We start from the raw sequence: 23,356 nt of genomic DNA, 5'->3' as shown, positions 1-23,356 counted from the left end.
CGTACCGCTCTCGCCTGCGCGGCTACTCGCTCTTGATCGCCATCAGCGGGTTCAGCCGCGCCGCGCTGCGGGCGGGCCAGACCGCGGCCATGACACCGACCACGGCCGCGATGGCCAGGAAGATCACGATCCGGCCGACCGGGATCTCCATCGAGTACGTGGCGACCTTCTCGGAGATGCTGCCGCCCACGGCCCAGCCCATGAAGAGCCCGAGGCCGATGCCGAGCACCGCGCCGAACAGCGAGATCACGACCGACTCCAGGCGCACCATCTGCTTGACCTTCGCACGGTCCAGACCGATGGCCCGCAGCATGCCGATCTCGTGCTTGCGCTCGAAGACCGACATCGCCAGCGTGTTGATGACGCCGAGCACCGCGATCAGGATGGCCATGCCGAGGAGGCCGTACAGCATGTTCAGGATCATGTTGATGCCGCCCGCCACCGCGTTGCTGACATCGTCCTTGTCCTGGACGGTGATGGCCGGGTTGTCGCCGAGGGCCTTGATGATGGCGTTCTCGGCCTGGTCCGACGGGCCGCCCTTCATCTTCACCAGGACCTGCTTGTCGACCAGCTTGGAGAGGTGCGGGTCGACGACGGACGTCGGCGCGAAGAGGCCGTTGAGCATCTCGTTGCCCTCGTAGACGCCCGCGACCTTCAACTGGACGGTCTTGCCGTCGGCGTCGAACTTCAGCGGGAAGGTGTCGCCCGCCTTGAGGCCCTTGTCCTTCGCCGTGTCGGCGTCGACCAGCGCGGTGCCTGCCTTCAGACCGTCGATCGAGCCGCTGGTGAAGTCGAGGCCGACGAGCTTGCCGAACGTCTTCGGGTCGACGCCGTTGATGACCGAGTAGCTGCCGTCCGCCTCGCCGTACGCGGTGCGCAGCGGGGTGCTCGCCTCGACCTCGGGGATCTTGTCCAGCTTCTGGCGGACCTCGGGGGTCAGCGCCTCGAAGTTCGCCATGGAGACGCTGTAGTCGGCCTTCATGGAGCCTGCGGCCATCTTGTTGATGGCGCTGCCCATGGACACCGCGATGACCGTCATCGCGGTGATGAGGGTGAGGCCGATCATCAGGGCCGAGGCGGTGGAGGCCGTGCGGCGCGGGTTGCGCACCGAGTTGAGGCGCGACAGCTTGCCGGTGACGCCGAACGGCTTCAGGAGCGGCGCGGAGGCCGCGATGAAGGGCCGGGAGAGCAGCGGGGTGAGGACGATGACGCCGACGAGGATGGTGGCCGCGCCACCCGCCATCACGTAGTTGTCGTCCATGAACATCATGACCGCGCCGAGCGCCACGATGAGCGAGCCGAGGGTGTTGCGGACGACCAGGCCGCGCGTGGTGGGCGTCGCGTGGACGCTGTTCATCGCGGCGACCGGCGGGATCTTCGCGGCGCGGCGGCCCGGCAGCCAGGCGGCCAGCATGGTCACGACCACGCCGATCAGGAGCGCCGCCACGATCGTCGTCGGGGCGATGACGAGGGGGCCGTCCGGCAGCGAGGCGCCGCCGGAGTTCATCAGGGCCTCCAGGCCGACGGAGACACCAAGGCCGAGCCCGAATCCGGCCACGGCGGCGACCAGGCCGACGAGGAACGCCTCGATGAGCACGGAGCGCGTCACCTGGCGGCGCGAGGCGCCGACGGCCCGCATGAGCGCGAGCTCCTTGGTGCGCTGGGCGACCAGCATGGTGAAGGTGTTGGCGATGATGAAGATGCCGACGAAGAGCGCGATACCGGCGAAGATCAGCAGGACCTGGCTCATGGAGCTGGTCTGCTGCTCGATCATCCGCTCCTGGTCGTCGGAGAGCTGACCGCCGGTGACGGCGTCCGTGTCCTTCGGCAGGATCTTCTCGACCGAGCTCTTCAGCGCCGACTCGGAGGTGCCCCCGGCGGCCTTGACGTCGATCTCGTCGTACTCGGTCTTGTTCAGCGCCTTCATCGCGGTCTTGTTGTCGAGGACGACGAGGCTGCCGCCCGCGACGACGCTGCCGTCGTCGGTGTCGAAGATCCCGCTGACCTTGGCGGTGTGCACGGGGCCGTCGGTGGAGTAGCGGACGGTGTCGCCCACCTTGAAGCCGGTGCGCTCGGCGGTGCGGGAGTCGAGGGCGATGTCGGCGCCGGACTTCGGGGCGCCGCCCTTGGTGAAGTCGTACCGGGGGTCCTTGCCGTCCTTGGCCGGGTAGTAGTTGGTGCCGGTGGTGCCCCACTCGCCGCCCACGAGCTTGCCGTTCTTGTCGGCGAGCGCGGTGAAGCCGCTGACGGAGCCGATGGCGGAGTCGGCGCCGGGCAGGGACCCGGCCTTCTTCAGGAGGCCGTCGGTGAGGCGGGCGGGCTCCTTGGTCTCGCCGTCCTCGTCGGAGGAGCCGCCGTCGGACTGGATGGCGACGGAGACGTGGTCGAAGCTCTTCGCCGACTTGTTCTTGTAGGCGTTGCCGAAGGTGTCGGTGAAGACCAGGGTGCCGGAGACGAACGCGACGCCGAGCATGACGGCGAGCACGGTCATCAGCAGCCTGGCCTTGTGCGCGAGCACGTTGCGCAGGGCGGTACGGAACATGGGTGTGAGTCCAGGTGAAGTGAAGGGGGGAAGTGCCCCGAAGGGGCCTGCCCAGGGGCGCGGGGAACTGCGCGACAAGCCACGAACGGCCCGCAGCCCCGACTGATGCCTGACCTCTGCGGCGGTGAGGGGACCGCCCGAGGCCGAGTGGCCGCTAGCTGGTCCGGCCCTTCGCGTCGAAGTGCTTCATCCGGTCGAGCACCCCGTCCGCCGTCGGCCCGTGCATCTCGTCGACGACCCGCCCGTCCGCGAGGAAGATCACGCGGTCCGCGTACGACGCCGCCACCGGGTCGTGCGTGACCATCACGACGGTCTGGCCGAGGTCGCGCACGGAGTTGCGCAGGAAGCCGAGGACCTCCGCGCCCGAGCGCGAGTCGAGGTTTCCGGTCGGCTCGTCACCGAAGATGATCTCCGGCTGGGAGGCGAGCGCACGGGCGACGGCCACCCGCTGCTGCTGGCCGCCCGAGAGCTCGGTGGGCCGGTGGCTCAGGCGCCCGGAGAGGCCGACCATCTCGATGACCTGCTCGAGCCACTGCTTGTTCGGCTTGCGGCCCGCGATGTCCATGGGCAGCGTGATGTTCTCCAGGGCCGTCAGCGTCGGCAGCAGGTTGAACGCCTGGAAGATGAAGCCGATCTTGTCCCGGCGGAGCTTGGTGAGCTGCTTGTCCTTGAGCGTGGACAGCTCGGTGTCGCCGATGCGCACGGAGCCGGAGCTGAAGCTGTCCAGACCGGCGACGCAGTGCATCAGGGTCGACTTGCCGGATCCGGAGGGACCCATGATCGCGGTGAACTCGCCCTGCCCGAAGTCGACGGAGACATGGTCCAGGGCGACCACCTGGGTCTCGCCCTGTCCGTACACCTTGGAAAGATCCGTGGCGCGCGCTGCCACGGCGGTGGCGCGGGCGGCGAAGGGGGTGGTGGTCACGGGGCGATGCTCCTGTCGGGACGACGAGTGGGGACGTACTCAATCGTCCTGGCCGATCAGTGCCCTGTAGTCAGCCGCTGTTCCGGTTCCCGTGGCCCTCTCCAGTCGGACTTGAGGTCGGCCTGTCATACCTGGGGATGACACGTATCCCTGACGCGGGGAGGAGGAGAGGGAGAAGAAGAGGGAGAAAGCGGGACCGGGAGCGTCTGGGCGGCTAAATTCCGTCATTCCGTGCAGAGGCCCACGAGACCGGCCGCGCCCGCGGAAAGGCCTCCGGCATGTACCAACGGACCGTGACCGCGACTGATGCACCCTCAGACGTCAATAAAATAAGACAACATCGGGCTGCCCTTCCGCTGTTCGGGGGATGCCTCCCGATAGGGTCGAAGCCTCGACGCGGAGCCCATGGCCTGCCCGGATGGTGGAATGCAGACACGGCGAGCTTAAACCTCGCTGCCCCTCGGGGGCGTGCCGGTTCGAGTCCGGCTCCGGGCACATCCGCTGCACTGCCGTCGCCGCCGTGCGTGCGGCTTCTGAGTGCTTTGTGGCGGTTCAGGGTGCCCTCTCGATCATGATCGTCCACACCTTTTACGCCGAGGGTCGACCACGGCGTGGGCGCGTTTATCTGATGGCTCGTCAGTTCAAGTGCCGAGCAACGGTGTTGACGATCATGCTCTTGGCCCCCGACCTTCGACCCTCGGGTGGGACCCCCGCCCCGGGCCGCACGGCCGCGATGAAACCGTAGCGACGCCAATACGGACTGTTACTACCCCGCCGGGCCACCCGAGCGGCGTAACGGTACCGATCCGGGAACAGTGGGCCCCTTGTCGAGCGTTCTCCGTCACAGTGAGGGAAAGATCCTCCCCAGGCACTAGGCTCACCCCTTTGCCTACGCATTACTCTTGAGGCAAAGCCACACACGGTGGCCATGGAGGAGTGAAATGAGGAGCAGTAACCCGGTCTTCTCGCGACGGGGGTTCAGCCGCGACAACGGCTTCGCCGGCTTCGGCCAGCAGCCGCAGGCCGGGGGACCCGCGGGCGCGACCCAGACCCAACAGGGCAACCCGTACGCGCAGGGCAATCCGTACGCCGGCCAGCAGGCCCCCGCGGGCAACCCCTACGCCACAAACCCGTACGCCCAGCAGGACCTGCAGCACGGCGCGCCCCAGGCGCCCGTGACCACCGCGGGACGCATGACGATGGACGACGTCGTCATGCGTACCGCGACCACGCTCGGCACCCTCGTGGTGACGGCCGCGCTCGCCTGGGCGCTGCTGCCGGTGGACGACGCCAACATCAGCAAGTCGTACGGCATCGCCATCGGCGCAGGCCTCATCGCGATGGTCCTGGGCCTCGTCCAGGCCTTCAAGCGCAAGGCCTCGCCCGCGCTGATCCTGACGTATGCCGCCCTGGAGGGTGTCTTCCTCGGCGTCGTCTCCAGCGTCGTCGACAACCGCATCGCCAGCGGCGCGGCCATGCAGGCCGTGCTCGGCACGATGGCCGTCTTCATCGGCGTCCTCGTGGCGTACAAGGCGGGCTGGATCCGCGTCAACCGTCGCTTCTACGGCTTCGTGATGGCCGCCGCGATGGGCTTCCTGCTGCTGACCGCGGTGAACCTGCTGTTCATGGTCTTCGGCGGCGGTGACGGCCTCGGCTTCCGCAGCGGTGGCCTCGGCATCGTGTTCGGCATCGTCGGCATCCTGCTCGGCGCCTGCTTCCTGGCCCTGGACTTCAAGCAGGTCGAGGACGGCATCGCCTATGGCGCGCCGAAGGAAGAGGCCTGGCTCGCCGCGTTCGGTCTGACGATGACGCTCGTCTGGATCTACATGGAGTTCCTGCGCCTGATCGCGATCTTCTCGGGCAACGACTAGTCGTACGGCTGAGGCGCCCACCCGCTGAGGCGCACAGCACCGAAGGGCCCGCGGACCGGAGACGGTCCGCGGGCCCTTCGCCGTTTGCTGTCGAGGGTGTGAGGGGTGAAGTGCTGTCTTCGGTGTCTTCGGGGGAACTGGTCAGAGGAGTTTGCGGGCAGCCCGCCTGAGGTCGTACTCATGGATGATTGCCTTCGCGTGCCCGTACGCGAGGTTGTGTTCTGCGCGGAGCCAGCTGACCTTCTCCTCGAAGCGGAAGAGAGAGGGGCCTTCGTCCACGGCGCGTAGCCAGTCGGAGACTTCACGACCGGTGCAGTGGGGGATTCGGGCGAGCAGGTTGCGGTGGGTCTCCTCGGAGAAGACTTGGGACATCGGCGCCTCCGGACGCGTCGCGATGTGTTCCGTCCTTCACGCCACCGTGCCTGAGCGTTGGGGCGTTGGCAACAGTCCCGGGAAGGCGCATAAGGTCGCTGGGTGCTCGATACGACGCCTTTGACAGCCGCAGTGGACCATTTCGCCGACCGTCTGCGGGCCGCCCCGCAGAGCCGCCTGCAGCGGGGAGCGGCGACCGAAGCGCTCGCTCTGGCCAGGGAGTTGGCCGCCCGCACCCAGCGCATCGAGGAACCGGACGCGCGGCCGCGGGAGATGCCGGACGCGGGGATGTTCGCCGCGGCCGACCAGATCACCGTCGCGGGGCGGGATCTCGCCCTTGTCCTGACGGACCCCGAGGAGCTCGCGCGGACGCTGGAGCTCGTGGAGGAGGCGCAGAAACGGGCCGGGGTCTAGAACCCGGCCCGATCGGCCCGACAAGTGCTCAGACCGAGGCGATGACGCGGTCGGCCAGGATGTAGATGTTCTCGGCGCCGCACTCGAACGTCAGGGCGTACGCACCGGAGATGCCGGAGCCGCCGAGCAGGAACGGGGTCCTGCCCTCGCGCAGCGCGGCCGCGAGGAGCTCCGCGGTCTCGCGGTGTCCGGGCGTCATGCACAGCGTCGTGCCGTCCGCGAAGACGTACACGTCCAGCGTGCCCAGCGGGCCGGGACGGACGTCGGCGAGGGCGGTGCGGGCGTCGGCGAGCTCTTCCAGGCACGCCACCGTGCGCTCGTGGTCGCCGTGGTCGCCGTGACCTTCGGGGGTCGGCGTCTGCACCGGCACGAAGTCCGGGTGCGAGGGGTGGCGGCGGCGGGCGGCGGCGAGCTCGGGGGAGTCCCCGGCGTACTCGTCCGTGCCCGTCGCGTCGGCGAACGGCTCGGTCACCGGCTCCAGGCTGTCGGACTCGATGCCCGCGAAGTCGGCCTGCCGGGGCAGGAACAGCTCGTCGGCGATGCCGTCCGGAATGCCGGGCAGCCCGCTGAGCAGCGAGGGCCCGTCGGCGCCCTCACGGGCCTCCTGGGCGGCCCAGAAGGCGCGGGCCTCGGCGAGCTCACGCTCCCGCTCCTCGGCGAGGGCTTCGGTCACGGCCGCGCGTATCTCGTCCGTGTCCACCGTGGTGCGGGCGCCCGGCACCGTGGGGTGCGGGGCGCTCGTGGCACGGCTGTCGGCCAGTTCGGTGTGCAGGGCTGTGATCTCGGCGAGCTGCTTCCGCAGGCCGTGCACCGCGTGCAGGGCAGCGACGCCCACGGCCGTGGCAGCGGCCGTGGAGAGCAGCAGGGCAAGAGGCAAGGCGCTCACTGACGTACTCCCGGTTTCAAGTCGACCCCCGACTTCCTACATCAGCTTGAAGCCTGCACGATCCACCTGTCAGTGCATTACGTCACGAATGGGACAGGACTTTGGACCCGAGGTTTGCCCCCGGATCCGCTCTGAGCTGGGCATATCCCTCTCCCCCAGGAGATAGGTCACATCCTGGGGGAGATTGGGTCACGAAGTGATGCAGGGACGGAGGGTCAGCGGAGGGAACTGTGCGTCAGCAGTTTTCCGCTGTTACCGGCCGTTATTAGCTGAGGCGTTCGATAACCATCGCCATGCCCTGGCCGCCGCCGACGCACATCGTCTCCAGACCGAACTGCTTGTCGTGGAACTGGAGGGAGTTGATGAGCGTGCCGGTGATGCGGGCGCCGGTCATGCCGAAGGGGTGGCCGACGGCGATGCCGCCGCCGTTGACGTTGAGCTTGTCGATGTCGATGCCCAGGTCGCGGTAGCTCGGGATCACCTGGGCGGCGAACGCCTCGTTGATCTCGACCAGGTCGATGTCGTCGATCGTGAGACCGGCGCGCCGCAGCGCCTGCTTGCTCGCCTCGACCGGGCCGAGGCCCATGATCTCGGGGGAGAGGCCGGTGACGCCGGTGGAGACGATGCGGGCCAGCGGGGTCAGGCCGAGCTCGCGGGCCTTGGTGTCGCTCATGATCACGAGGGCGGCGGCGCCGTCGTTGAGCGGGCAGCAGTTGCCCGCGGTGACCAGGCCGTCGGGGCGGAAGACGGGCTTCAGGCCCTGGACGCCCTCCAGGGTGACCCCTGCGCGCGGCCCGTCGTCCTTGCTGACGACCGTGCCGTCGGGGGTGGTGACCGGGGTGATCTCACGCTCCCAGAAGCCGTTCTTGATGGCTTCCTCGGCGAGGTTCTGCGAGCGGACGCCGAACTCGTCCATGTCCTGACGGGTGACGCCCTTGGCACGGGCCAGGTTCTCCGCGGTCTGGCCCATCGCGATGTACGCGTCCGGGACGAGGCCGTCCTCACGCGGGTCGTGCCACGTCGAGCCCTCGGTCTTGGAGACGGCCTCGGTGCGGGCCTCGGCGTCGGCGAAGAAGGGGTTGTGGGTGTCGGGAAGGCCGTCGCTGGTCCCCTTCACGCTCCTGGAGACCATCTCCACGCCCGCGGAGATGAAGACGTCGCCCTCGCCCGCCTTGATGGCGTGCAGGGCCATGCGGCTCGTCTGCAGGGACGAGGAGCAGTACCGGGTGACGGTGCAGCCCGGGAGGTGGTCCATACCCATCTGCACGGCCACGATGCGGCCCAGGTTGTGCCCCTGCTCGCCGCCGGGCAGCCCGCAGCCGAGCATCAGGTCGTCGATGTCCTTCGGGTCCAGCTCGGGCACCTTGGCGAGGGCGGCCTCGATGATGGTGGCGGTCAGGTCGTCCGGCCGCAGATCCTTCAGCGAGCCCTTGAAGGCGCGGCCGATCGGGGTGCGGGCGGCAGAGACGATCACGGCTTCGGGCATCAGGACGCTCCAGTGGCGAAGGGGCAGGACTCACTGGGAAGTTACCTGCACGTATCGCTGTCGGTCATCGGCTGGATGATGTGACTCCGGACGCATTTCTAAGCGGGCGCTCAGGCCGCGGGGCCCTGGGTGGGTGGGGTTCGTTGCTGCCTGCGGGGCCGGTTCGTTTCTGTCTGCGGGTCCGTCGTGGCTGGTCGCGCAGTTCTCCGCGCCCCTTGAAGCCCCTCCGGCACCGGCTCAGCCCCTTGGCTCCCCGTGCCAGCGCCACGTGGTGAGCCGGGCGTGCCCCGGGAGGTCGCCGCGGCCCGTCGCCCACAGGAGGGTTGGCCAGGGGGCCGTGTCGGTGGGGGCGTCGGGGAAGAGGCGGTGCAGGACGCGTGTGCAGAGGTCGGCGGGCGGGGTCCAGGTGTCGGCGATGCCGAGGCCGCCCGCGATGTCGTACGTGTGGACGAGGGTCTCCACGATCCCCATCGCGGCGAAGCCCTCCGGGTCGGAGAGGCCCCACGTGTGGTGGGCCCGGACCGTGGGCGCCGTGGTCGCGACCATGCCGGTCAGGAGGGCCCCGCAGGACTCCAGGACCTGGAGCAGTCCGGCGACACCGGCCGCACGGTCGGCGAAGGTGACGTTGGAGGGCCCGCCGTCCCTGCGCCGGTACCAGAGGAACGGCACCTCGGTGTCCTGGGGCGGGTGCTCGGGGCCCAGCTGGGCGGCGTAGGCGAAGAGGTCGTCGGCGAGGTGCTCGACGGTCTCCCAGCAGTCCCAGTCGATGCCGCCCGCCTTGACGCTCCAGTCGGCGTCGGACGGGGCCTGGCGGAGGGTGGCTGCGGCGAGGCGGACGGCGGTGGTGACGTCTGCGGGGGTGACGGGGTCGGGGGTGACGTCTGCGGGGGTGACGGGTTCGCGGGTGACGGGTTCTCTGGGTCCGGACATGGCGGGACCGTAGCAGTGGCTGTGCGGGGGACCAGTACTGGTTTTCCGTAGAGGCCAGTCGAGGTCAGTAGAGGTCAGGGGCCCTCCGCGCCTTCCACGAAGTGGTCGAACTCGCCTGCTTGTACGCCGAGTACGAAGGCGTCCCACTTCTTGCGGGTGGTCGTGACGATGTTGTCCGGGTCGCTGGTCTCGCGGAGGTAGACGGCGTCGTCGTCCTTGCCGAAGGCGATCTCGATCCAGGGGCCTGGGCCCTGTTCGTCCTCGGGGGCGGCGCGGGTCCAGTCGAGGTCGGTGGGGATGCGGGGCTGCTCGGTCATGGCTGGGGTCTGCGCCCTTTCTTCGTCTGTGGGGCGGGGACGTGGAGGTATGGACGTCCTCGCCATCCCGGTGCGGGGCCTCGGTCCTGGCACCTCGGAGCGTGGCTCACCGTGCTCCGGGCGCACATACCTCCACGTCCCCTCGGGCCGGTTCGGCGCCTGCGGGTCGCGTCTTCGCGGTGCGGAGCAGTGCGGCGAAGGCTGTGGGGGTGGTGCTGAGTATCGCGGCTGTGGGGTCGCTGCTTTCGGTGAGTTTGACCGTGCCGGTCGCTGTCGCTGCGACATGGACGCAGGAGTCGCCCTCGCCGCAGTGGGAGGACTTCTGCCATTCGTCAGGCAAGGCGGGTGTCCTTCGCCGTGCGGATGAGTGCGGCGAAAGCTGACGGTGTTGCGGTGAGTATCGCTTCGGCCGGATCGGCGCTTTCGGTGAGATGGACCGTGCCGGTGGGGTCGGTGGCGATGTGTATGCAGGAGTTGCCTTCTTGGCAGTGGGAGGACTTCTGCCAGGTGAGCTCGGGCATCGTGGGATTCCTCTACAGGTCCTGGATGATGTTGTGGATGAAGTCGCGTGACTTCGTGGGTGGGAGTGCCGTGGCTTCCATGCGGTCGAGGAGGATGCGGTACTTGTCGAGTTGGGCTTCGGCGTCCAGGAACACCGGGCCGTGCGACTGGTCGAGGTTGACCGTGTCGAGTTGGGGCACGGGACCTGCGGAGTAGTAGATCGACTGGCCCGAGCCCGGGAACGTTCCGGCGGCGAACGGGATGACGTGGACGGCGATGTGCTCCCGCTCGCTCATGTCGATGAGGTGCTTGAGCTGCGCGCGGGTCACGGTGGGGCCGCCGAACTGCATCCGCAGGGCGGCCTCGTGGACGATTGCCTGGTGGGGTGTCGGCGGCTCTCGGAAGAGAACGGCCTGCCGCTTGATGCGGTACGAGATCCGGTGCTCGATGTCAGGTGGCGACAGCTCGGGAACGCTCTGACGGAAGATCTCGCGGGCGTAGTCCGTGGTCTGGAAGAGGCCGGGGATGTGCACCGTCACCGCGGTGCGCAGCGATGTGGCGTGGTGTTCGATCTCGGCGAGGTCCAGCAGGCCTGCGGACAGTATCTCGCGGTAGTCCTCCCACCATCCGCGCGCACGTTCACCGGTCATGCCGGACAGCGCGTCGACGAGGGGCTTGTCGGAGCAGTCGTAATGGCAGGCCAGCGCGCGCACCCGCGCCGAGCTCACACCGAGCCGCCCGGACTCTATGTTGCTGATCTGGTTCTGCTTGACGCCGAGGAGCTTCCCGGCGTCCGTTGACGTCAGACCGGCGCGTTCACGGAGCTTGCGCAGCTCGTTGCCCAAACGGAGTTGACGTCCCGTCGGGTGGCTTCTCACGGGCGCGTTCGCCTCTCCTCGTATCCCGTCACTCACAGGAGTGGTTGTGCAGGGCTTTATAGGTTTCCGGTTAACACCTTAACTCCGTGTCGCTACCTTATGAGTGGCGCCACGACCCAGAAGAACCCCGCTCGACGGAGCGACAAAGTCACTGGGCCCACCCGGCAACTACCCACACCCGACGAGGACTTCCATGCCCGCAACCGTATCCCCGCCCTGGACCTACACCCTCCAACTCCCCCACGACCCCCGCGCCCCAGGAATCGCCCGCGCCACGCTCCGCGCGGTCCTGGAAACGTACGGGCTCGCGGAACTCACCCCCACCGCCGAACTCCTCGCAGGGGAACTGCTCAACAACGCGCACTGCCACACCGACGGCCCCTACGGGCTCCGCCTCCGCTCCTCCTCCCCGGAGGGGATCCGCGTGGCCGTGTGGGACTCCAATCCGCAGATTCCGCCCGGGTTCGGGGAGGACGGCCGCGGCGTCGACCGGCAGCAGCCGCCGGAGACGGCGGAGGGCGGTCGGGGGCTGCACATCGTGCGAGCGTGTGCGGACAGGTGGGGGTCGTATCCGATGGGGAGGGGACACGCGGGGAAGTTGCTGTGGGCCGAGGTCACGCCGAGTTCCCCGTGGCCTAGACATCCCCTTGCCTGATCGCGCCGCGTCGGCCCCGCTTGCTCATGTGCAAGTGCCGCTTCTCGATCCCGTACTTGGCCCTGACGGGTGCGGTCGTACTCACTTCGATCAGGAACCGGCCGCTCGGTCGGCGGGTGACCACGGGGGCCACCGCTGAGTCCCTGTCGGTGACCGACGCGGCGTACCGCTCGACGTACTTGCGTTGGCGTGGCGTCATCTCGGCGAGCGGCATCAGCTCGGTGGGATGGGCGAGATGACGCAGCACCGTCCAGCCGTACCGCTCGGCAGGCGGCGCGAGTCGGCACCACGAACCGTCGGTGAAGCGGATCTTGGCTTCGCCCCAGACCTCGCTGTACGTCATGCGTTCCACCCGCGCGATGCGCTGCCGGTCGATCTCCCAGAGGACCTCGTCCTTGCCGGGGTTGTCGTCCGGGAAGCCGACGATGACGACGCGGCGGTCGGTGACGACGCAGTGCGTCCGGTAGTCGGCCGGGCGTCGGGCTGGGTCGAGCTGCCAGGGCAGGGTGCGGGCGAGACTGCTGGGGCCGCCCCACAGGACGGGGAAGTCGTCGACCTCGTTCTCGGGGTCGCGCGGGCGGCCGGGGTCATGGCTGCCGCCCGGCCCGACGCCTCCCAGGCCATCCAGGAGCACCCCGAGGGCGATCACGACGACGGCGACCAGGGCACCGAGCCCGAAGCGTCCGGCTTTGCGGACGGTGCTCCGGCGTGGTGGAGGAGCGGTGGGCGTATAGACGGGCCCTTCGGGCCAACCAGCTCGGACGGTCAGCTCGTTCTGTATGTCCTTGCGCTCGGTGTCGCGGAACCAGCGCTTGCCGGACACGGCGGGCGCCGTGCCGCTCGCGAACTCGACCGAGTCGCGGGCGAGGAGGGTCTCGCCGGGGGCGGGCTGCCATGGCGCCATGTGGGGTTCGGCTCCTTCTCGGATCGGAAACAACGGGAGCGGTGGTTCTCCGGGAACCCTTGCCTCACAGATCGCCGGGGGCCGGTTCCGCGGGCTGTCCCGAGTCGTCCACCAGGATCGAGTGGGTCTCGAAGAGACCCGACCCGGCTTTCACCGGGACACGCGACTCGACCAGCGTGACGCCACTGCGTAGACGGCTGTATGTCGGCGGGTGAGCCGTCTTCGGGAGGTCAGCCATGAGTCGCGTTACCTGGGCGCGCTGCCCCTCGGACAACTCGCTCTCCGCGAGCATGCGGACGGCTCCGCCGAGTACCTGCCCGAGCCTTTCGGCATTGTCCGGATTGCCGACGGACAATCTCACCCAGGAGCCGTCGGTGAATGTGACGCGCACATCCGCGTTGACCTCGCTGAACTTCATGCGACGGACCTCGGCGACGGTGTCGCGTGCGAACTCACCGAGGGCCTCGGCCTTCTCCAGGCTTCCCTTACGGGTTGCGAGGAAGAGGAGTCGGCGGTCCGTCAGGACCAGGTCGGTCACACAGTCCTCGGGGCTCCGTCCGGGATCGAGCTGCCATGGGACGGTCCTGGCGAGGCTGCCGGGCGCAGCCCACATGACGGGGAAGTCGTGCACCTCGTTCTCGGGTTCGTCCGGCCCGCCCCGGCCCGGAACGTCTCCCAGCGGAGTGCCCGAGGCTCCTCCGAGGTTCGCGATGAGGTTCGCGACCAGCGGGACGCCCACCAGCAGAGCGCGACCGGTACGACGGGCCGCTTTGTCTCCGGCAGAACGCAGCTGGTACGTCGGCCCTGGTGGCCAGCCAACCAACTCGCCCTGAATGTCGCGGCGTTCGAGGTCACGGAACCAGCGTGAGCCTGAGACGGCCGGTGCCATGCCGGTGGCGAACCTGGCTGACGTGCGCAGGAGCAACTGCTCATCGGAGTTCGGGTACCAGTCCATCAGCGTGTCGCCTCCCTCTGCGGGTCTCCGACACTGAGTCGTCCTTGTTGTCCTTCATCCGAGTCAGCGGGAAACGTCTTCGTCTTCGTCTTCGCTTTTGCCTTTGCCTTTGCCTTTGCCTTCGTCCTCGTCCGGTTCGGTGAAGGAGACCGTCTGGAGGATCGCCGACATGATGTTGCAGAACTCGGTCCAGTAGTCCGTGGATGCCGTGTGGAGCGTGAAGATCGCGGTGAACGGGCCCGTGGGGAAGGGGACATGGACCTGGATCTGCCCGGTGAGGAGGTCTGTCGACTCGCCGGTCGCGGTGATCTCCGGGTTCAGCTTGTACTCGGTCAGGGTGACGCAGGAGACCGAGGGACCGCACGGGAGGTCGAGCCAGCGGGCGTCGTTGTGCGGGGTGGTGGAGAGGACGGCCAGGATTCCCTGGGCGACGGTTTCCGTGTCGCCTGAGGCCTGGTCGGTGGGGATGGCTGCGACGGTGAACGCGCATTGGGCTACGCCGCCGGAGCCTTCGTGTCCGGCCTGGGACTCGGCGTCGCTCTCCTCCGCGGCTTCGTCTTCGACTTCCTCCGCCGTGGAGAAGAGCCCCATCGCCGAGTAGGAGACTCCGGTGTCCGCCATCAGTTCGGCCAGTCCCGCGTAATAGGGTGCGGCGGGTTCCCAGATGCTTTCGTCGCCGCGGGAGTAGAGGCCGCGTACGAACTCCTGAGCAAGGTCGGTGCGTTCCTCCGGTGTGGCGGCGAGCGGGAGGGCGTAGAAGCCGTCGGGGACGTGGAACCAGATGGGTGGGGGGTCGAGGGGGGCGGTGGGGGTGGTCGGCAGGCCGGTCGGGGATGTCACGGGGTGTCCTGGTTGGCTCGGAGGCAGGTCAGAAGTCGTCAGGGTGGACGTCGGCGGGCTCCACCGCGCTGCCGTCGGCGTTCATGAGCAGGTCGCGACTGTTGGCGCCGAAGAAGGAGCTGAGCTCGCTCGATACGAGCGACTCGACCCGGAGGCGTCCGCACGGCAGACGGGTGACGAAGGGGTCGGAGAGATCTGCTGCGCGAGCGGTGGCGAGGAAGCCGTCGACTGCGTCCCGTTGGCCTTGCGTCAGGGAATCCAGCGGGATCAAGTCCGGGATGCGGATCAGCTGCCGTAGGAATCTGTCCCGGGACAGGAGGTGCAGCCTGCACCATGAGCCGTCGGTGAAAGTGAGCCGTACGTCCCGTCCGTGCTTGAAGTCACGCGGTTCGACCGCGCTGATGGCTGATCGGGGCGTCTCCCAGAGGACTTCGTCCGCGATACGGGCGAGGTCCTGCTTGTGGAATGGAAGGCCGACGACGACCAGCCGTTGATCGGTGACGATCGCGTGTGTGCGGTAGCGCTCGTCGTCCGAGCGGCCAGGGTCCAGTTGCCAGGGCAGAGTGCGGGCGAGGGTGCCCGGGGCGGCCCACATGACGGGAAAGTCCTCGACTTCGTCGGCAGGGTCGTCAGGGGCGTCCGAGCCGGAATCGGAGAAGGCGCTGCCACTGAGGTTTCCCCCAGCGGAACTGAGGACGGCCATGACGGCACCGCCCAGGGCCATCAACCCACCCTTTCCGGCTTTCCGCGCGAGTGACGGGCCGGTCGATCGTGGTGTGTACACCGGCCCTTCAGGCCAACCGGGCAGTTCTCCTTGGATGTCATTGCGCTCGATGTCGCGGAACCAGCGCATCCCTTTGACGCGCGTGGCTGCGCCCGTGGCGAAGGTGACATTGGCGCGCGCGAGGAGCGTCTCGCCCGGTTCGGACTGCCAGATGTGCATGTCGGTGTGGCCCTTCCTCTTCAGTTCCCTGGGGACCGTTGCCTGGCCTTTCCACCTTGTCAGCACGAGGTGGCGGCCTCAGCCGCTCGCGGCCGACTGCTCGAAGCGGTCGCCGGGGAAGAGGGCTTCCCCCACGTGCTGGTGGATGCTCGTGACCTTGGGGAAGATCTTGAGGCCCGCGTCCATGGCGATGCCGGCGCCCAGGGGGTTGATGTCCACCTTGGGGAACATGTTCAGGCCCCTGGAGCCGAGCCACTGGCCCTCGTGGTAGCCACCGGCGGCGAGGCCACCCATGCGGGACTTCAGCCCACTGGTGGCGTGTGCCACCTCGTAGACGTCGTTGGACTGGCCGCCGATCTTCACGAGACCGCCCTTGCCCAGGCCGCCTGTGAGCTCCTTCGAGTTCTTCCCGAAGGCCATGAGGATCTTGGAGTTGCCGATTCTGGAGTACTCGAAGCCCTTGCCGAGGTTGCCCGCCGCCGCGATCGCCTTGCCCTCGCCCACGACCTTGGTGGCCTTGCTGAACATCCCGATCCCCGGCATGAGCCCCACCGCATCCAGCCCCATGGTCGCCCAACTCACATCCGCCCCACCCAATTTGGCAAGACCATGTGCCCCCAGCGCGAGCCCGCTCGTGATGAGCGCCGCCGTGCCGAAGATCGCGGCCAGGGGAGGGAAAGGGAGCGTGACGATGGCGAGGAGACCCAGGACCGCCGTCAGGTCGCTCAGGAGGTCGCCGATCAGTTTGATCAGGTCGGCGTGGTCCTTGAGCCACTTGCCCGTGGCGTCCCACGCGTCCTTGACTCCCTTGGTGAGCTTGTCCCAGAAGCCCGGCTCGTCCGGGGCGATGTCGCCCGCCTTGTCGAGCTCCTTGCTGATGGCGCCCGCCGCCTTGGTGAAGCGGTCCTCCAGGTCGTGGACCTGGGCGATGACCTCGTCGACGTCCCCCGAGGCCTTCCCGCTCTCCTTGCTGTCGGGCTTCGCCTCCGAGCGGGCGTCCAGCTTCTCCCCGGCCTTCTTCTCCAGGCGGTCGGTCTCGTCCTGGAATTCCTTGAGCTCCCTGGCCCACCGGTGCAGCGCGCGCGACGCCTTGTCGAAGGATTCGTGGCTCTTGCGGATGAGCGGAGTGACGTCCTCGCCGATGTACTCGGTGAACGCGAGCGCCGCCTTGCCCTTCCAGGCGCCGCACTCGATGCGTTCCAAGTCCCGTGCTGCGGCTCCCAGTTCACCTGCGAGTCCGCCGAGTTTCTTTGCTAAGTCGCGGGTGTCCTCGACGTTGCCGGGGGTGGGGTCCCAGCCGATGTTCGGGAGTGCGGGGCGCTTGGTGCCGGTCACGCTACTTGCTCTTCTTCTTGGCGGACTTGAGGGATTCGGCGAGCGCCTGGTCTAGTTTGCTGAATTCCTCGTCGATCTTGTTGATCATCTTGACGGCGCCCTGGGTGTGCTTGCCGAGCTGCTTGACGCCGTAGCCCCACTCGTCGGCGAACTCGTGGACGTCCTCGATGAGTTTCTCGGCCCCGACGACCGAGCCGTCGGTGTTCTTGAGGGTGCGGCGTGCGGCGTCCATGCGGTCGCTGACCCCGGAGAAGGTCTTCTTGAGGTCCTCGAAGATCGTCCCGTCGAGGCGGAGGTCGCTCATGTCGGTGTCCTGATTCCCTGGGCGGTCGTGGCCGTGGCCGTGGTCAGCGGTTGACGGACTGGATCTCTCGTACGACGACGTCCTGCGTCGCACCGAACTCGCCGGGGGGCAGCTCGCCGCCTGGTTCCGTGGTGCTCTTCCAGGTGACCCGCCACGTGATGGTGGCCTTGAGTCCGTACGAGGCGTCGCCGGAAGAGCGCAGATAGCGCACGCCGCACGGCGGGTCCGTGTCCGCCGGGGTTCCCTTGGCGCGGGGCTTGCCGATCCGGCCGTCGTCCCCGATCGGGCACTCGCCGGACGACGGGTACGTCTCGGCGTCCGACGTTCCCGGTTCGAGCTTCAGGGAGACGGGCTCGGCGGTCGTCGTCGCGGAGAGGCCCGTTCCCGGCAGGCTCGCGGTCACCGAGATCTTCTTGAACTTGGCCTTGTCGAGCCATGCCCAGGTCGGCAGGTTGACCTTCGTCTCGCCCTCGGGGGCCGTTTTGACCTCGGTGTCGGGGACCGGGATCTGGCCGTAGGCGTACTCGGCGAGGATCCTGGGGGAGACCGCGAGTCGCTCCTTGGGCGGCTTGCCCTTGGCCACCCAGAACGGCATCCTGTCGCAGGCCTGGGCCTCTGGTTCGTCCTTGCGCTTGTCGTCGACCGCCGCCGCCCAGAACTGCCCCTCGCCCTGCTTGTCGAGGTTGTAGTTCTTGTAGGGGTTGCCTTCCTTGAAGTACGAGTCGAAGGCTCCGCCCACGAGGTCTCCGATGCTGAAGACCTTGAACGACCGGATGGCCTTGACCGTGGCCTCGATCTGCTTCGGGGTGTAGGCGGGCTCGTACCAGCAGGCGGGCGGGTCCCAGTTGGAGTTGGCGGGGGTGAGCGTTCCTGTTTTCGTGGACTTCGGGCTGCCCTCGACCGTCGTCTGGACCTTCGTCTGGACGCCGAGGTTCTTGTCCTGGCGGGTGGCCGTGGTCTGCTGCGCCTCCTTCCGGTCACCCGTCGTCTTGCCTCCGGCGGCGTACGCGGCGCAGGGAGTCGAGGCGATGGCCAGGGCCAGGGACGTGGTCACCCAGCGGCTCAGATGCAGCCGAGTCACTTCATGCACTTCTTGGTCGCGTCTTCCACGTACGTGACGGATTCCGTCTGCCAGACGCCCTCGGCGTTCTTCTTCAACCGTGTGTTGTAGAAGCCGTAATCGTCCGCCGACTCCGGGATGGACCGGTCGACCTTCCCGGTCTTGAGGTCCTTGGGATACGTCTTGGTGCTGTCCTGGCAGTACCCAACTGCTGCGACGCCTTCCTTGAGGAAGGTGACCTGACGGTCGTAGTAGCGGGTGGTCCCGATGAAGCTCTTGTCCTCCTTGCGGAAGCCTTGGATGTAGTCAGCAGCCGTGAGCAGAGCTTCGTTGGACGAGTAGAACTTCAGTGCCGGGTGCTTCTTCGCGTCGACCGTGATCGCTTCGTCGATGGAGTTGATCCGACGCTCGTTGTCGGCGAGCACCGCATCCTTCTTCGCATCCCCGGTCCTGCCCCCCTCGAAGACGTTCTTCACGTCCTTCGGCAGCTTGATCTCGGGGCGGTCGATCCCGTCCTCCGACGCCTTCGGGGACGGTGACTCCTTCTTGCCGCCCGAGTCCGTGTCGGCGCCCGCGATCTTGTCCTTGGAGTCGCTGTCACCCCCTCCGCACGCCGAGAGCGAGAGGACTGCGGCAGCAGTCATGGCGGCTGCTGCGAGCAGGGTGGGGCGGCGGTTCACGGTCAGCTCCTGAGGGGGGAGGGTTCTCTGGAGTGAACCAAGCTATCCAGGAGGGGTGGGGGACACCAGCGGCGGGGGCGCTGGTCAATGGCATATATAGGCGTATACCAGCAGAGTTTGAGGCACCTCTGATCACTCTTGGCTCGTATGCGTCGCACACCGCCACGGTTCGAGGAGTGGGTGAACGTCCCGGAGAGCAAATCAGGGCGTGTCTCGGGGGGCCTGCGCAGTTCGTTCCGCCGGGGACAAGGCGGCCCGCCGTACCGGACACGCCATTTCCGCCGCTCCAGGTGCGGTTTCCACCATCGTGCCGGGGGCTTGTCAGGGGCGCGGGGAACTGCGCGATCAGCCCCCACCGGCCCGCAGGAGAACCCGCACCGCCACCCGCAGGGTCAGTGCGGCAGCGGCGACGCCTCCGGAGCATGGATGCGGCGCCGGCGACGCCGCTTGAGGAGTGCCCACGGCCCCCGGGGGCCCGTAGGCATCGCCGCGGTGACCTCCGTGCCGCCCTCCGAAGCCGCCCGCGCCGCCGCCCGCGCCACCGGCAGGAAGCCCTCGCGACGCGAGACGTCGGGGCGCTCCTCCTCCGGCCACAGGCCGAGCGCCGCGCACAGCGTGGGGAGTACCGCCATCGCCGCGGTCGCGTAACCCTCCGCGGAGGGGTGGTAGCGGTCGGGGCCGAACAGCTCACGCGGGTGCGCCGCGAACTCGGGGCCCAGCAGGTCGCCGAGCGACACCGTCCGGCCGCCCTGCTCCACCGCGCCGATCGTCTGGGCCGCGGCCAGCTGCCGCGAGACGCGGCGGGCCAGCCACCGCAGCGGCTGGTAGACGTTCTCGACCGTGCCCAGGTCGGGACAGGTGCCGACCACCACCTCCGAACCGGCCGTACGCAGCCTGCGTACCGCCGCGGAGAGGTGGCGCACCGACCGCGTCGGCGGCATCCGGTGCGTCACGTCGTTCGCGCCGATCATGATGACGCAGACGTCGGGCACCCAGGAGGGGTCCGAAAGGATCAGCGTCACCTGGCGGTCCAGGTCGTCCGACTGGGCGCCCGGCAGCGCCACGTTCCGCAGGTCGACGGGGCGCTCGGCGACCGCGGCGAGCCCGGAGGCGAGCAGTGCCGCCGGGGTCTGCCTGGCCCGGTGCACGCCCTGCCCCGCGGCCGTGGAGTCCCCGAGCATCGCGAACCGCACCGGTTCGGCGTGCGTCGGGCGGGCGGCCTCCGCGGCGAAAGCCCCGCCGTAGCGCCCGTCGGCCCGTGGGGGATCCACGTGCCCGTTGCCCACGTTCCGCTTCGCCAGCTGTACCTCGGCGAGCACCACGCCCACCGTGGCAGCCCCGAGCAGCCCGATGCCTCCGCCGCCGTACGCCGCGCCCGCGGCGATCCGCCGCGCCACCCTCGCCCTCGACATGCCCTGCAGCCACCTCCTCGTGCCGTACCGCTGCGTACGGCCGCACATCCACTCATTGCCCCGTAAGCACGGTCGGCCAATCGCAAGCAGAGGTGAACGGATGAGCCGGACCCTTAGGCTGACCGCACCAATTCGTCGCACTACATCGCAGCCCGGAGACAACGGTGCAATTCCACGACTCGATGATCAGTCTCGTCGGCAATACCCCGCTGGTGAGGCTCAACAACGTGACCGCGGGCATCCAGGCGACCGTCCTGGCCAAGGTCGAGTACTTCAACCCCGGCGGTTCCGTGAAGGACCGCATCGCGCTGCGCATGATCGAGGCGGCCGAGCAGAGCGGGGAGCTGAAGCCCGGCGGCACCATCGTCGAGCCCACCTCCGGCAACACCGGAGTAGGTCTCGCCATCGTGGCCCAGCAGAAGGGCTACAAGTGCATCTTCGTCTGCCCCGACAAGGTGTCCCTCGACAAGATCAACGTGCTGCGCGCGTACGGCGCCGATGTGGTGGTCTGCCCGACCGCCGTCGACCCCGAGCACCCGGATTCGTACTACAACGTCTCCGACCGGCTCGTGCGCGACACGCCCGGCGCCTGGAAGCCCGATCAGTACAGCAACCCGAACAACCCCCTTTCGCACTACCACTCCACGGGCCCCGAGCTCTGGGAGCAGACGGAAGGGAAGATCACCCACTTCGTGACGGGCATCGGGACCGGCGGCACGATCTCCGGGACGGGCGGCTATCTGAAGGAGATCTCCAAGGGTGCGGTCACCGTCGTCGGTGCCGACCCCGAGGGGTCCGTGTACTCCGGCGGGTCCGGGCGGCCCTACCTCGTCGAGGGCGTCGGTGAGGACTTCTGGCCGACCGCGTACGACCGCAACGTGACCGACGAGATCGTCGCGGTGTCCGACAAGGACTCCTTCCAGATGACGCGGCGGCTCGCCAAGGAGGAGGGGCTCCTCGTCGGCGGGTCCTGCGGCATGGCCGTCGTGGCGGCGCTGCGGGTCGCGGAGCGGCTCGGTCCGGAGGATGTGGTGGTCGTGCTGCTGCCGGACAGCGGGCGCGGCTACATGAGCAAGATCTTCAGCGACGAGTGGATGAACGACTACGGCTTCCTGGAGGAGGCGGGCGACCAGCCGCGCGTGGCCGACGTGCTGAGCCGCAAGGAGGGCGGCGAGCTGCCCTCGCTGGTCCACATGCACCCCGAGGAGACGGTGGGGGAGGCGATCGAGGTTCTTCGCGAGTACGGCGTCTCGCAGATGCCGATCGTGAAGCCGGGCGCGGGCCACCCGGACGTGATGGCCGCGGAGGTCATCGGGTCGGTCGTCGAACGCGAGCTCCTGGACGCTCTGTTCGCGCAGCGCGCCTCGCTCTCCGACCCGCTGGAGAAGCACATGTCGGACCCGCTGCCGCAGGTCGGCTCCGGTGAGCCGGTGGCGGACCTGATGTCGGTGCTCGGTGGCGCGGATGCGGCGATCGTGCTCGTCGAGGGCAAGCCGACGGGTGTCGTGAGTCGGCAGGACCTCCTCGCGTTCCTCGCGGAGCAGCAGTCCCAGTGATCTGATCCCTGGGTCCTGGGTCCTGGGTCCCGGGTCCCGGGTCCCGGGTCCCGCGAGGAGCGTCCCGTGAGGGAACTTCGCGCAAGTGGTACGAGCACGACACGTGTACGCAGCACGCGCTTAACACGGCTCGGGCACATTGGTGGTTGTCGGCGTCAGGAACTCCGGAGCGGCTCCCGGATCCATGGACGTCTGGACGCGGACGGCTCTGACCCGTCACGCGTCCTGCGCGAGGACCGCCGTCGTCCCGCCCCCTGGGGATTTCCCCGGGGGTGCGGCGGTCCTCGCGGTGACGCGGTGGCGCTCCGCTGGGTTGGGCGGTTCCTTCTGCGGGTGGGTGGGGGCTTGTCGCGCAGTTCCCCGCGCCCCTGGTGGGCCTCCGGTACGTCTATGTCCGCGGGCTGGTGGGGGCTTGTCGCGCAGTTCCCCGCGCCCCTCAAAGACCACCGGTACATTTCCGTCCGCGGGCCGGTGGGGGCTTGTCGCGCAGTTCCTCGCGCCCCTGACAAGCACCCGGTGCCGGGCAAGTTTTTAGGGGCGCGGGGAACTGCGCGAGCAGCCACGATGGGCCCGCAGTCGGCCCCCCCGACGGTCAGGACGTCGTGGAGCTCGTGGTCGCCGCTGGCGCCGTCCAACTGCCCAGGAGGGCCAGGCGTTCCGCGCTCTCGGTGCCTGGTTCCGGTGTGTAGACGACCATGAGTTGGTCGGGGTCGCCGGGCAGCGTCAGGGTTTCGTACGGCAGGACCAGTTCCCCGACGACCGCGTGGTTCATGCGCTTGATGCCGTGGGTTTTTTCCTTGACCTGGTGGTCCGCCCAGAGGCGGCGGAAGTCCTCGCTCTTGACGGACAACTCGCCGACCAGCGCGCAGAGTTCGGTGTCAGAGGGGAAGCGTGCGGCGTCCAGGCGCAGGTACGCGACCGTCTCCGCGGCCACCGTCTCCCACTCCGGATAGCAGTCGCGCCCGGAGCTTTCGAGGAAGACGTGGCGGGGGATGTTGCGCTCGGCGGGGGAGACGCTGGAGAAGCCGTTGAGGGCGTCGGCCAGGCCGTTCCAGGCCAGGACGTCCATGCGGCGGCCGAAGATGAACGCCGGGGCCCGGTCGATGCTGTCGAGCAGCAGCCGCAGCCCGGGGCGGACCCGCTGCGCCGTGGTCCCGGCCTTGCGGGGGCGGGCCCCGGGGCGGGCCACGGTGCGCAGGTAGGCGTGCTCGGTCTCGTCCAGGCGCAGCACGCGGGCGATGGCGTCGAGCACGGCGTCGGACACCGAGGGGCCACGGCCCTGTTCGAGGCGGATGTAGTAGTCCACGCTCACGCCCGCCAGCTGCGCGACCTCCTCGCGGCGCAGGCCGGGCACGCGGCGTCGGCCGTACGAGGTGAGGCCCACGTCGGCGGGCTGGATGCGGGCGCGCCGTGAGCGCAGGAAGTCACCTAGGTCGCCGTCCATGCGTTCGATTCTAGGGGGGGGCGGGCCGATTCCATCCTGGTACTGCCAGACCCAGGAAAGGCGGAGCCCTGGGTAGCGGGGAGGCGCCCGCACAGAGTGGTTCTCGCCGCCGGGGAAGCCCCCGGCGCAGGCCACCGCGCAGATCA

24 protein-coding genes and 1 tRNA gene are annotated in these 23,356 nt (G+C 68.7%); 5 read left to right on the top strand and 20 right to left on the bottom strand.

Going from position 1 to position 23,356, the window contains the following annotated elements:
• Nucleotides 1–22 precede the first annotated feature (22 nt).
• Together AC068B_RS16575 and AC068B_RS16570 are read right to left on the bottom strand one after the other, a co-directional pair.
• A complete protein-coding gene (locus tag AC068B_RS16575; RefSeq protein ID WP_478672216.1) occupies nucleotides 23–2,542 on the bottom strand; it encodes an ABC transporter permease in 2,520 nt (839 codons plus the stop codon).
• Between the two features lie 154 nt (nucleotides 2,543–2,696).
• Complete coding sequence (locus AC068B_RS16570) at nucleotides 2,697–3,467, bottom strand: ABC transporter ATP-binding protein (protein WP_468563374.1); 771 nt, start codon at nucleotides 3,465–3,467, stop codon at nucleotides 2,697–2,699.
• Between the two features lie 412 nt (nucleotides 3,468–3,879).
• Between AC068B_RS16570 and AC068B_RS16565 the strand changes: the two genes are divergently transcribed.
• Nucleotides 3,880–3,962, top strand: a tRNA-Leu gene (locus AC068B_RS16565).
• 446 nt (nucleotides 3,963–4,408) lie between these two features.
• Nucleotides 4,409–5,338: a Bax inhibitor-1/YccA family protein gene (locus tag AC068B_RS16560; protein ID WP_055567671.1), complete on the top strand. Its 930-nt coding sequence runs from the start codon at nucleotides 4,409–4,411 to the stop codon at nucleotides 5,336–5,338.
• Between the two features lie 141 nt (nucleotides 5,339–5,479).
• On the opposite strand, the gene AC068B_RS16555 is transcribed toward AC068B_RS16560, so the two are convergent.
• The gene (locus AC068B_RS16555; protein WP_356262997.1) at nucleotides 5,480–5,710 is read right to left on the bottom strand and encodes a DUF4287 domain-containing protein; all 231 of its coding nucleotides are present in this window, start codon (nucleotides 5,708–5,710) and stop codon (nucleotides 5,480–5,482) included.
• 132 nt (nucleotides 5,711–5,842) lie between these two features.
• On the opposite strand from AC068B_RS16555, the gene AC068B_RS16550 reads away from it, so the two are divergent.
• Nucleotides 5,843–6,124, top strand: coding sequence for a hypothetical protein (locus AC068B_RS16550; RefSeq protein WP_478672214.1), 282 nt, complete (start codon nucleotides 5,843–5,845; stop codon nucleotides 6,122–6,124).
• Nucleotides 6,125–6,152: 28 nt separating this feature from the next.
• On the opposite strand, the gene AC068B_RS16545 is transcribed toward AC068B_RS16550, so the two are convergent.
• From AC068B_RS16545 to AC068B_RS16515, 7 genes are all read right to left on the bottom strand, one after another.
• Nucleotides 6,153–7,010, bottom strand: coding sequence for a hypothetical protein (locus AC068B_RS16545; protein ID WP_478672213.1), 858 nt, complete (start codon nucleotides 7,008–7,010; stop codon nucleotides 6,153–6,155).
• A 265-nt stretch (nucleotides 7,011–7,275) separates the two neighbouring features.
• On the bottom strand, nucleotides 7,276–8,496 hold the full coding sequence (locus AC068B_RS16540; protein WP_478672212.1) for an acetyl-CoA C-acetyltransferase: 1,221 nt from the start codon (nucleotides 8,494–8,496) through the stop codon (nucleotides 7,276–7,278).
• Nucleotides 8,497–8,733: 237 nt separating this feature from the next.
• Entirely contained in the window at nucleotides 8,734–9,426 is a 693-nt protein-coding gene (locus tag AC068B_RS16535; protein WP_478672211.1) for a hypothetical protein, read from the bottom strand.
• 74 nt (nucleotides 9,427–9,500) lie between these two features.
• Nucleotides 9,501–9,743 (bottom strand): DUF397 domain-containing protein, encoded by a 243-nt coding sequence (locus AC068B_RS16530; RefSeq protein ID WP_478672209.1) that lies wholly within the window; start codon nucleotides 9,741–9,743, stop codon nucleotides 9,501–9,503.
• A gap of 106 nt (nucleotides 9,744–9,849) precedes the next feature.
• Nucleotides 9,850–10,083 carry a DUF397 domain-containing protein gene (locus AC068B_RS16525; protein WP_478672208.1) on the bottom strand — a complete coding sequence of 78 codons (234 nt, stop codon included), beginning with the start codon at nucleotides 10,081–10,083 and terminating at the stop codon, nucleotides 9,850–9,852.
• A complete protein-coding gene (locus AC068B_RS16520; protein ID WP_478672207.1) occupies nucleotides 10,076–10,264 on the bottom strand; it encodes a DUF397 domain-containing protein in 189 nt (62 codons plus the stop codon). The genes AC068B_RS16525 and AC068B_RS16520 overlap by 8 nt, the downstream gene beginning before the upstream one ends.
• 12 nt (nucleotides 10,265–10,276) lie before the next feature.
• Nucleotides 10,277–11,122, bottom strand: coding sequence for a helix-turn-helix domain-containing protein (locus AC068B_RS16515; RefSeq protein WP_478672205.1), 846 nt, complete (start codon nucleotides 11,120–11,122; stop codon nucleotides 10,277–10,279).
• Between the two features lie 193 nt (nucleotides 11,123–11,315).
• Here AC068B_RS16515 and AC068B_RS16510 point away from each other — a divergent pair, with 193 nt between their 5' ends.
• Complete coding sequence (locus AC068B_RS16510; RefSeq protein WP_478672204.1) at nucleotides 11,316–11,777, top strand: ATP-binding protein; 462 nt, start codon at nucleotides 11,316–11,318, stop codon at nucleotides 11,775–11,777.
• Here AC068B_RS16510 and AC068B_RS16505 read toward each other — a convergent pair.
• From AC068B_RS16505 to AC068B_RS16465, 9 genes are all read right to left on the bottom strand, one after another.
• On the bottom strand, nucleotides 11,758–12,681 hold the full coding sequence (locus tag AC068B_RS16505; protein ID WP_478672203.1) for a hypothetical protein: 924 nt from the start codon (nucleotides 12,679–12,681) through the stop codon (nucleotides 11,758–11,760). The two genes, AC068B_RS16510 and AC068B_RS16505, sit on opposite strands and share 20 nt — an antisense overlap.
• 64 nt (nucleotides 12,682–12,745) lie before the next feature.
• Nucleotides 12,746–13,636, bottom strand: a complete 891-nt coding sequence (locus tag AC068B_RS16500; RefSeq protein WP_478672202.1) for a hypothetical protein — start codon at nucleotides 13,634–13,636, stop codon at nucleotides 12,746–12,748.
• A gap of 63 nt (nucleotides 13,637–13,699) precedes the next feature.
• Complete coding sequence (locus AC068B_RS16495; protein ID WP_478672201.1) at nucleotides 13,700–14,476, bottom strand: hypothetical protein; 777 nt, start codon at nucleotides 14,474–14,476, stop codon at nucleotides 13,700–13,702.
• 28 nt (nucleotides 14,477–14,504) lie between these two features.
• Entirely contained in the window at nucleotides 14,505–15,419 is a 915-nt protein-coding gene (locus AC068B_RS16490; protein ID WP_478672200.1) for a hypothetical protein, read from the bottom strand.
• Between the two features lie 78 nt (nucleotides 15,420–15,497).
• Nucleotides 15,498–16,754 carry an enoyl-CoA hydratase/isomerase family protein gene (locus tag AC068B_RS16485; protein ID WP_478672198.1) on the bottom strand — a complete coding sequence of 419 codons (1,257 nt, stop codon included), beginning with the start codon at nucleotides 16,752–16,754 and terminating at the stop codon, nucleotides 15,498–15,500.
• 1 nt (nucleotide 16,755) lies between these two features.
• Nucleotides 16,756–17,058 carry a hypothetical protein gene (locus AC068B_RS16480; protein WP_478672197.1) on the bottom strand — a complete coding sequence of 101 codons (303 nt, stop codon included), beginning with the start codon at nucleotides 17,056–17,058 and terminating at the stop codon, nucleotides 16,756–16,758.
• 43 nt (nucleotides 17,059–17,101) lie between these two features.
• Nucleotides 17,102–18,139, bottom strand: coding sequence for a hypothetical protein (locus AC068B_RS16475; RefSeq protein WP_478672196.1), 1,038 nt, complete (start codon nucleotides 18,137–18,139; stop codon nucleotides 17,102–17,104).
• Nucleotides 18,136–18,798 (bottom strand): hypothetical protein, encoded by a 663-nt coding sequence (locus AC068B_RS16470; RefSeq protein WP_478672195.1) that lies wholly within the window; start codon nucleotides 18,796–18,798, stop codon nucleotides 18,136–18,138. The genes AC068B_RS16475 and AC068B_RS16470 overlap by 4 nt, the downstream gene beginning before the upstream one ends.
• A 392-nt stretch (nucleotides 18,799–19,190) precedes the next feature.
• Entirely contained in the window at nucleotides 19,191–20,219 is a 1,029-nt protein-coding gene (locus AC068B_RS16465; protein ID WP_478672718.1) for an SGNH/GDSL hydrolase family protein, read from the bottom strand.
• 155 nt (nucleotides 20,220–20,374) lie between these two features.
• Here AC068B_RS16465 and AC068B_RS16460 point away from each other — a divergent pair, with 155 nt between their 5' ends.
• Nucleotides 20,375–21,766 (top strand): cystathionine beta-synthase, encoded by a 1,392-nt coding sequence (locus AC068B_RS16460; RefSeq protein WP_468563343.1) that lies wholly within the window; start codon nucleotides 20,375–20,377, stop codon nucleotides 21,764–21,766.
• Between the two features lie 592 nt (nucleotides 21,767–22,358).
• Here the strand turns inward: AC068B_RS16460 and AC068B_RS16455 are convergent.
• Entirely contained in the window at nucleotides 22,359–23,210 is an 852-nt protein-coding gene (locus tag AC068B_RS16455) for a helix-turn-helix transcriptional regulator (RefSeq protein ID WP_478672194.1), read from the bottom strand.
• Nucleotides 23,211–23,356 lie beyond the last annotated feature (146 nt).

Source organism: Streptomyces sp. NPDC042371 (assembly GCF_056437465.1).
Note: the sequence above shows the minus strand (reverse complement) of the source record. Positions and strands in the feature narration are given on the sequence as shown.

Excerpts from the sequence above, each read along its gene's own strand:
- AC068B_RS16510 (WP_478672204.1), top strand. The coding sequence starts at position 11,316 with ATGCCCGCAACCGTATCCCCGCCCTGGACCTACACCCTCCAACTCCCC.
- AC068B_RS16540 (WP_478672212.1), bottom strand. The coding sequence starts at position 8,496 with ATGCCCGAAGCCGTGATCGTCTCTGCCGCCCGCACCCCGATCGGCCGC.
- AC068B_RS16530 (WP_478672209.1), bottom strand. The coding sequence starts at position 9,743 with ATGACCGAGCAGCCCCGCATCCCCACCGACCTCGACTGGACCCGCGCC.
- AC068B_RS16505 (WP_478672203.1), bottom strand. The coding sequence starts at position 12,681 with ATGGCGCCATGGCAGCCCGCCCCCGGCGAGACCCTCCTCGCCCGCGAC.
- AC068B_RS16500 (WP_478672202.1), bottom strand. The coding sequence starts at position 13,636 with ATGGACTGGTACCCGAACTCCGATGAGCAGTTGCTCCTGCGCACGTCA.
- AC068B_RS16455 (WP_478672194.1), bottom strand. The coding sequence starts at position 23,210 with ATGGACGGCGACCTAGGTGACTTCCTGCGCTCACGGCGCGCCCGCATC.
- AC068B_RS16490 (WP_478672200.1), bottom strand. The coding sequence starts at position 15,419 with ATGCACATCTGGCAGTCCGAACCGGGCGAGACGCTCCTCGCGCGCGCC.
- AC068B_RS16520 (WP_478672207.1), bottom strand. The coding sequence starts at position 10,264 with ATGCCCGAGCTCACCTGGCAGAAGTCCTCCCACTGCCAAGAAGGCAAC.
- AC068B_RS16535 (WP_478672211.1), bottom strand. The coding sequence starts at position 9,426 with ATGTCCGGACCCAGAGAACCCGTCACCCGCGAACCCGTCACCCCCGCA.
- AC068B_RS16555 (WP_356262997.1), bottom strand. The coding sequence starts at position 5,710 with ATGTCCCAAGTCTTCTCCGAGGAGACCCACCGCAACCTGCTCGCCCGA.
- AC068B_RS16480 (WP_478672197.1), bottom strand. The coding sequence starts at position 17,058 with ATGAGCGACCTCCGCCTCGACGGGACGATCTTCGAGGACCTCAAGAAG.
- AC068B_RS16560 (WP_055567671.1), top strand. The coding sequence starts at position 4,409 with ATGAGGAGCAGTAACCCGGTCTTCTCGCGACGGGGGTTCAGCCGCGAC.
- AC068B_RS16575 (WP_478672216.1), bottom strand. The coding sequence starts at position 2,542 with ATGTTCCGTACCGCCCTGCGCAACGTGCTCGCGCACAAGGCCAGGCTG.